This window comes from Myxococcus llanfairpwllgwyngyllgogerychwyrndrobwllllantysiliogogogochensis, from assembly GCF_006636215.1.
Classification (GTDB): Bacteria; Myxococcota; Myxococcia; order Myxococcales; family Myxococcaceae; genus Myxococcus; species Myxococcus llanfairpwllgwyngyllgogerychwyrndrobwllllantysiliogogogochensis.
In genome coordinates this window covers 1-7,749 of record NZ_VIFM01000397.1, presented here as the reverse complement: position 1 = coordinate 7,749, position 7,749 = coordinate 1, and the positions used below count along the sequence as shown (strand labels likewise).

6 protein-coding genes are annotated in these 7,749 nt (G+C 70.7%); 5 read left to right on the top strand and 1 reads right to left on the bottom strand.

The features are described from left to right. Window positions 1-1,589: AsmA family protein (locus FJV41_RS46615; RefSeq protein WP_246137853.1), on the bottom strand; the 1,589-nt coding region annotated here is incomplete at its 3' end. A gap of 307 nt (window positions 1,590-1,896) precedes the next feature. Between FJV41_RS46615 and FJV41_RS46610 the strand changes: the two genes are divergently transcribed. From FJV41_RS46610 to FJV41_RS46590, 5 genes are all read left to right on the top strand, one after another. Next, on the top strand, window positions 1,897-2,196 hold the full coding sequence (locus tag FJV41_RS46610; RefSeq protein ID WP_141649079.1) for a DUF378 domain-containing protein: 300 nt from the start codon (window positions 1,897-1,899) through the stop codon (window positions 2,194-2,196). A gap of 103 nt (window positions 2,197-2,299) precedes the next feature. After that, the gene (locus FJV41_RS46605) at window positions 2,300-3,511 is read left to right on the top strand and encodes a PEGA domain-containing protein (protein ID WP_217446248.1); all 1,212 of its coding nucleotides are present in this window, start codon (window positions 2,300-2,302) and stop codon (window positions 3,509-3,511) included. Beyond that, a complete protein-coding gene (gluQRS, locus tag FJV41_RS46600; protein WP_141649078.1) occupies window positions 3,508-4,455 on the top strand; it encodes a tRNA glutamyl-Q(34) synthetase GluQRS in 948 nt (315 codons plus the stop codon). The genes FJV41_RS46605 and gluQRS overlap by 4 nt, the downstream gene beginning before the upstream one ends. A gap of 135 nt (window positions 4,456-4,590) precedes the next feature. Continuing rightward, window positions 4,591-5,535, top strand: coding sequence for a hypothetical protein (locus FJV41_RS46595; RefSeq protein WP_141649077.1), 945 nt, complete (start codon window positions 4,591-4,593; stop codon window positions 5,533-5,535). 189 nt (window positions 5,536-5,724) lie between these two features. Next, window positions 5,725-7,563: a patatin-like phospholipase family protein gene (locus FJV41_RS46590; RefSeq protein ID WP_141649076.1), complete on the top strand. Its 1,839-nt coding sequence runs from the start codon at window positions 5,725-5,727 to the stop codon at window positions 7,561-7,563. The last annotated feature ends 186 nt before the right edge of the window (window positions 7,564-7,749 follow it).

Sequence of the window (7,749 nt, the reverse complement as noted above, 5' to 3'; positions counted from 1 at the left end):
GCCCCCTTCTGCCCCAGCGCCGAGAGTCCTTGCGACAGGGCCGGAGCCAACGCGCCCCCCAGGTCCGCCGTCGTGAGCGCTCCGTCGCGAAGACGCACGCTCCCTCCCCCCGTGACGCGGTCACGCACCTGCGTCCAGTCCAGGCCACTTCCGTTGAGCTGCAGCTCCCCACTGGCGAGACCTTGCAGCGACGACTGTCCGGACAACGCCTGGAAGGCCTGCGCGGTGTTCATCCCGTCCAGGTTCGCCTTCAGCGTCCACGCGGGCTGCGACTTCGTGAGGTCCACCTTCGTCCCAGTGAGGTCCGCGCGCCCGCCATAGACTGTCGCCCCTCCTCGCTCGATGAGGAGCACCCCGTCATCCAGCTTCGCCTCCGCGTCCACGTTCGTCGCCTGGAGCGTCCCATGACGAAGGCTCGCGAGCTTGAGCGTCCCATCCACCTCCACCTTCCCGAGCCTCGCGCGCACAGTGGCGGGAAGCGCGGTGGTCGTGTTGGAGGACGCCTCCTTCTTCGGCTCGTTGGGAAGCGCCCCCAGCAGGTGCTGCAAATCGAGTTCCTTCCCCTCCAACGCGAACCGCACGCGCGGAGGCCCCATCTGCACCGAAGCCGTCCCGCCCAAATCGACACCTGGACCCGCGAGCGCGAGGCGCGTGAAGTTCACCTTCGCAGCCTTCGCGTTCGCGGGGTCGATGCGTGAGTTGAAGTCGAACGAGCCGCTCGCCGGGTCCCCTCTCAGCTTCAGCCCCTTCGCCGCTCCATGGCCCGTGAGCACGTACTGTCCCTGGTCCGTCTTCACCTCCGCGTCGACATCCACCAGCCCTCCCGTGAAGTAGGCGGTCGCCGAGGGCGGAAGGAAGTCGCGAATCTCGCTCACGGAGAAATCCCTTCCGCGCAGCTTCATCGTCACCGTGGGCCAGGGCTGACCGGGCGCGGGCTTGCCGGTGGGAAGTGGGTCCACCTTGAAGTCCGCCTCCACGTTCTGCTTCGAGGCCGCGACCGCCGCTTTCATCGAGCCCTCGAGCGGCAGGCCCGGCCCCACGTGCTTCAAGTCCACATCGAGGTCCCGGAGCGCGGCCACTGCCGTGCCCCCTGCCGCCTGCCTGTCCGTCACCTGAACGACGCCATCCTGAATCCGAAGGCTCTCGATGGAGGCCTCCGTGGAGGCCCCTGTTCCAGACTCACCGCTGGAGCTGCCCGGAGCACTCCCGACGGACTCGTAGTTCCACGTCCCGTCAGCGCGCCGGACCAGGTTCACCCGAGGCTCCTCCAGCTTCACCGCCCCCACGCGCACGTCCTTGCCGAGGCTCCGGATGAACGGCCACAACCGCACGGTGGCCGTCGCACGCGAGGCCTCCAGGAAGGGCGGCTCGTCGCCTTCACCCTCGGCCCGGAAGTTCGTCATCGTGGCGCCAGGCTTCGGGAACCACTGCGCATCCAGCTTCTCCAGAGTCACCTTGTGGCCAAGGGCCCGGGTGGCGGCCGTCTCGACCTGTCCGCGCAGACGCTGCGCGAGCCAGGAAGGGTTGAGCGCCAACACGCCGACGACCAGCACCAACGCCATGGACACGACGCCGAGCGCGACCTTCAAGGCGCGATGCCGGGAGGGGTCTTTCCTGTTCCTCGCATCCTGTTTCATCGCCCCAACGATGAGCAGTCCCTGGCTTCGAGACGCCCCTCGGGAACTCGTGCCTCCGGTGGAACGCTCCCGTCCTCGTTGAGCATGGACGGGACACCTCGGCCGCAGCGCCGCGAACCACGAGGGCGGCCGGGCCATCGCGTCGAGCGCTCCAGGTGCTCCATAGATTGAAGACCGAGGGATACCGACGGTCCCCGCCCTCGATGAGAGGCACCGAGCACCTTCGGCTCACACTCTCGACAACACGAGGAGACAGGCCATGGAACGACTGGAAGCAGACCGACTGAAGTCAGTGCTCGCCAAGGTGATGGCCGTGCTCGCCATCATCGGCGCCATCAACTGGGGCCTGATTGGCTTCTTCAACTGGAACCTCGTGAACGCCATCTTCGGTGGCGACACGCAGGGGCAGGCGAGCGCCCTCTCGCGCCTCATCTACTGCATCGTGGGGCTGGCGGGCCTTGCGCTCGCGCTCACCTTCCCATGGCGTCGCATGGAGGCGACCACGACCACCACGACGACCACGATGACAGGCAGGAGGACCATGAGCGGAAGGACCTGACATCATCGCGGCAAGACGAAGCCCCCGGCCCGCCCATCGGCCGGGCGGAGCGCGGCTCGCGGCTCCGTGCTAGGAATTCGGACGGTTCCTCCCCGCTCCGACCATGACGCGACTCGCGCTCCTGCTCTGCCTCCTCCTGGGTGCCTCTTCCATCGCCGCGCCACGACGCGCGCCTCGGACGAAGGTGGCCGTGTTGCCCTTCCAGGCCGTCTCCGGAGACGTGCCCGCGCGCGCAGGTCCTCGACTCGCCGCGCGACTGGCCTCGGAAATCCACGGCATGGCGGGGCTCGCCCTCGCGGAGCCTCCCGTGCCGTCTCCCACCGACGTGAAGACGGACGCACTCGCCGCCGCCCAGGCCGCCGTGCAGGAGGCCACCACCGCGCGCGCGGCCCGCGACTTCACCCGCGCGGAGAGTGCCCTCGGACGCGCCCTGGACGCCTACGCCGCGAATGCCCCCCACCTCCAGGACGGCGCCGAGCTCGCGGACACGTATGCCCTGCGCGCCGCCGTGCGCTACGCCATCGGTCGCGATGACGAAGCCGCGAGCGCCCTCACCCACGCGCTGGCAATCGCTCCAGGTCGTCCGCTGCCCCTCGCCGCCACCTCGCCCCTCTTCGCCCACACCGTCGAGCGCGTCCGCGCGGCCCATGCCACCCAGCCTCGCGGCGTCCTCCGCTTCGAGTCGTTTCCACAGGGCCTCGAAGTCACGCTCGATGGGTCCTCCGCGGGCACCACGCCCGTTCGTGTCACGCAGGTGCCTCCCGGTGCGCACCTGTGGCGCGCCACCCTTCCCTCCGGTGAGTCCGTGGGCGGCGTCGTGGAGGCACTCCCCGAGCGCGAAGTCACCTTCACGATTCAGCCGACCGGCACCGGCGCCACGGCCGCGCTGGCCCTCGCCCTCTCGGGCAATCGACTCGACACCTCCGCGCTCCAGGCCGCATCGACGCTGGGACGCGAGGCGAGCGCGGACCTCGTCGTGTTCGGCACGCTGTCTCGCTCCGACACCGGGCTCGCGTTGGATGCCTTCGTGTTCGCGCCTGGGGACGCGGCGCCGCGCAGGCTGCCTCGCCTCGCGATGGACCTGGAGCTGCTCGACGCCGGTGAGCCCCTGCGCGCGCTCGCGGCCCAGTTGGCCTCACGAGGTGTGGAGGCCGGGCTCACCGAAACACTGCCCCTGTCGCCCACGCCGGGTGCCTCGCGCGTCACTCGCGCCGCACAGAGCGTGTACGCCGTCCCCTTGTCGAACCCGGTGAAGCCCACCGCGCCCACCCGGAAGCCCGTGGACCCCATCCGCAGACCGCTGGTCCGGCCATGAGCGGCTTTCGCGGGCGCTTCGCCCCCAGCCCCACCGGGCGCATGCACCTGGGCAACATCCGCAGCGCGCTGCTCGGCTGGCTCCAGGCTCGCGCCGCCGGGGGCCGCTTCCTCTTGCGCATCGAGGACCTGGACCGCGCGCGCTGCAAGCCCCAGTACGTCGAGGACTTGATGGCGGACCTGCGCTGGCTCGGCCTCGACTGGGACGAGACGCCCCTGGTCCAGAGTCAGCGCGATGACATCTATCGCGAGGCGCTCGCCACGCTGGAGAACGAGGGCCTCGTCTATCCGTGCTTCTGTACCCGGGGCGAGATTGCTCGCGCCGCCAGCGCGCCCCACGGCCTGTCCGAGGAAGGCCCCCGCTACCCCGGCACCTGCGCCCACCTCACCGTCGACCAGCGGGCCGAGCGCGCGAAGACGCGAGCCCCAGCCTGGCGCTTCCGCGCGCGGCCCGGAGAGGTGCGCTTCGTCGACGCGCTCATGGGGCCCTACTCGCAGGACGTGGACGCGGTGGTGGGTGACTTCGTGGTGCGCCGCAATGACGGCGTCGCCAGCTACCAGCTCGCCGTCGTCGTGGACGATGCCGCCACCGCCATCACCCACGTGCTGCGCGGCGATGACCTGCTGTCGTCCACGCCCCGCCAGCTCCAGCTCTACACGGCACTGGGTGAGCAGGCGCCCGACTTCCTCCACGTCCCGCTCGTGAATGGAGAGGATGGCAAGCGCCTCGCCAAGCGCGAGGGTGCCTTCGCGCTCGCTGAGCTGCGCGAGCGCGGACTTGCTCCCGAGCGGGTGCTCGGCCTGCTCGCCGCATGGAGTGGCCTGGGCGATGGGAGTCCCAGGACACTCGACGCGCTGGTGCGCGCCTTCTCGCTGGAAGCCCTTCCCCGCTCGCCCGTGGTGGCGCGAGAGGCGGTGCTCATCGAGGCACTCGGCCTGCGGTGAGCCTTCGCCGTCCCCCTCCCACCGAGGGGGCGTCCTTGGGGTGAGGAATCGTCCGTTGCCCGACGATGCCCATGTTTGCCGCGGACCCGAGCACGCCCGTCCCTTGGGTGCTCACCGCGGCAGGAGGCCCGGCCCATGGCAACCACCATCGTGGAGAACGAGAAACCTGGCGTCATCGGCGCCAGCGCGGGAACGCCTTTCAAGTTGAGCTGGGGCGCCATTCTCGGCGGCACCGTCGTCGCGCTCGGCGTGCTCATCCTCTTGTACTCGCTGGGCCTCGCGCTCGGCCTGTCCTCCGTGGACCCGAGCAACCCCGACAGCGCGCGCTCCGCGGGCATCGGCACCGGCATCTGGGGCCTCATCGCGCCGCTCATCGCCCTCTTCATCGGCGGCTTCCTGGCCGCGAGGACCGCGGGCGTGGTGGACAAGGCCGGCGGCGCGATGCACGGCGCGGTGATGTGGGGCCTGACGACGATTGCCGGCGTCGTCCTCATGGGCATGGTCGTGTCCACCGTCGTCGGCACGGCGTTCAAGGCCACCACGGGCGTGGTGGGTGCCACCGGCGCGGCCGTGGCGGGCGCGGCCTCCCAGGGTGGAAACGCGGCCCAGGCGTTCGGCCTGGATGCCAACGATGCGCTCGGTCCGGTGAACGAGCGGCTCAAGGCCGAGGGCAAACCGACCATCACCGCCAATCAGCTCGAGGCGGCCACCAAGGACATCGTCACCACCGCGGTGCGCACGGGGAACGTGGACCGCGAGCTGCTCGTCACCTCCATCGCGGAGAACACGCGGCTGTCGCGGCAGGACTCGGAGGACGTCGCCAACCGCGTCCAGATACAGATTGACGGCGCCAAGGCGAAGGTGGGGCAGGTGGGTGAGCAGGTGCAGCAGGGCGCGCTCCAGGCCGCCGACAAGACGGGGCGAGCCTTCTGGGGCGTCTTCGGCGCGCTGCTCCTGGGGCTCGTCGCCTCGGTGCTCGGCGCGGGGCTGGGGGTGAGCAAGCGCCAGCGCGTCCACGCGGAAGGGGCCATCTCCCCCACGCCGCGCACCACGACGACTCGCCGCGAGGTGTACCCGTAGGGCCCTCGCCCTCTCCCGGGCCATGAAGTCCAGGAGCAGCGGGCCCACCTCTCCCCAGGGGTGGGCCTTTCGTTTGTCGTCCCTCCCGCGTGGGCCGCATGCGCTAACGTCCCCTTCGCGATGTGACGAAGGGGTGCCCCGCCGTCCGCTTCCCGGGCCCCCGCCATGCGCTCCTTGACGGGGGACCTCGTGAACCGAAGTAGCACGTACCTGCTGTGCCTCGCGGCGATGGCCGCCCTGTCGAGCGGCTGTTTCCTGCGAACCGGCTACATCCTCGATGAGCTCAACGCGCCCTCGGAGCCCAAGACTCCGCCGCTGCCCGTGTCCCTCCGGGAGCGCGTGGGGCGCCTGACGCGCTCGCACCTGGTGGACGCCTACGCGGACCCGGCGGAAGCAGCGAAGTGGATGTCCGCCCTGGGCGGCGCGTCCGAGGTCATCGCGGAGCAGGTGGAGTGTCTGCGAGCGAATGCGGGAGGCAGCAACTCCGCCTGTTACGACACCTTCTTGAAGAAGACGGTGGCGGGAGGAGTGTGGGGCCTGCCGGCGATGCCGGGCACGGTGGACCCGACCCGTCCCACGGCCGCCGAGGTCGACGCGCAGCGCTTCATCGGCAACGCGATGGGCATCGCCGCGTCGCTGGCCGCGCTGGGCGACTCGCTCCAGGACCCGATGAATCCCTTCCTGCTCAAGCAGGGCCTGCGTGAAGGCGCCGAGTCCGCCGCCCAGTACGTGAGCGCCCGCCGCTGGAGTCGCAAGCTCGGGCGTCCATCCAACGCGGTGGTGCTCAGCGGCGGCGGAGCCAATGGGGCCTTCAGCGCCGGCATCATGTGGCGGCTGCTCGGGGTGATGGAGCAGTGCCGGGGCAAGCCCGAGCCCGAGGGGTGTGGTGACGCGCGCATCGACCTGGCGGCGGGCACCAGCACCGGCGCGCTCATCGGCACGATGGTGGACCTGTTCCACACGCCCGGCCAGGAACAGAAGGCGCGGGACATGCTCCTCGGCAACTACACGTGCTCGGTGGAGTCGGACCTCTACTGCGTCAACTCGACGTGGATTTGGAAGATTGCCTCGGACCTGAAGGGGCTGGTCCGCTTCGACGGGGTGCAGGACAAGCTGCGCGCCGCCGTCATCCCCGCGCAGCTCACCAACGGCACGGAGCTGGTGGCCGTCTCGGTGGACTTCAACACCGGGGATGTCTTCGGCATCAGCGACCAGGACCCGGCGGACTTCCCGCCGACGGCGACGGACGCGCAGCGCGTGGACGGCCTCATCAACGCGGTGGTGGCGTCCATCGTCGAGCCGGTGCTCGCGGAGCCGGTGCCGTGGATTCCCTCGCGCTCGGGGCGCTACCAGGGCACGTTCCTGGACGGCGGAGTGCGTTCGGGGCTGCCGCTGCTCCAGGCCGTGCAGCGCGGCGCGGAGCGGGTGCTCGTCGTCTCGACGGGCGGCCTGGAGCCGACGCCCGAGCCTCCGCCGGAGAACGCGGTGAGCACGCTGCTGCGGACCATCGACCTGTTCGTCGCGCAGCCGCGCGTGGGCGAGGTGCAGCAGGCGGAGCTGGCCGCCGTGGGCCGGCGCTTCGCGGAGTACAACGTCTGCACGCTGCGGCTGGCGAACGTGGAGGACCCCACCGCGGTGCCCACCTACTGCCGTCGCACGGGCACGGGCTTCGTGCCGACGGAGCCGCGCTCACTCCAGGCCGCCACGAGCATGTGGATGGGGCCGGCGCGCTTCGAGCAGGTGGCGTCGAGCTGGCGCTCCTCGTGGATGTTCCGTCCGGAGTCCTCGCTGGCGACGGCGAGCGGCTATGCCTTCTCGCCGCGGGTGATGCGTCCGCTCTTCAAGGACGGGGTGAAGACCTTCCAGCAGCGGTGCGCGGAGGTGCTGCGTCTGTTCGAGATTCGCGGCACGCTCGCGGAGGCCGAGTGCGCCCGGCCCGTGGACGAAGTCGTCGCGGAGGCCGAGTCCCGCTTCGCCCCCGCGGGCCAATGCACGGACGGCAAGCCCGACCAGCGCTCCTGCGACTGAGCGCCCACGGGCGTCGACCCCCGGCATATCCTCCCCGCCCTTCCCGCACCCCAAGAGCATGTATGTCCCAACAGCGTTCCGTCACCCGCTGGGTCGTCGTCCCCCTGGTCTGCCTGGGCATCCTCGTGCTCCTGGCCGCCCTGGCCTTCTGGCTCACCCAGCCCGGTGACGCACCGCCTCCGGACG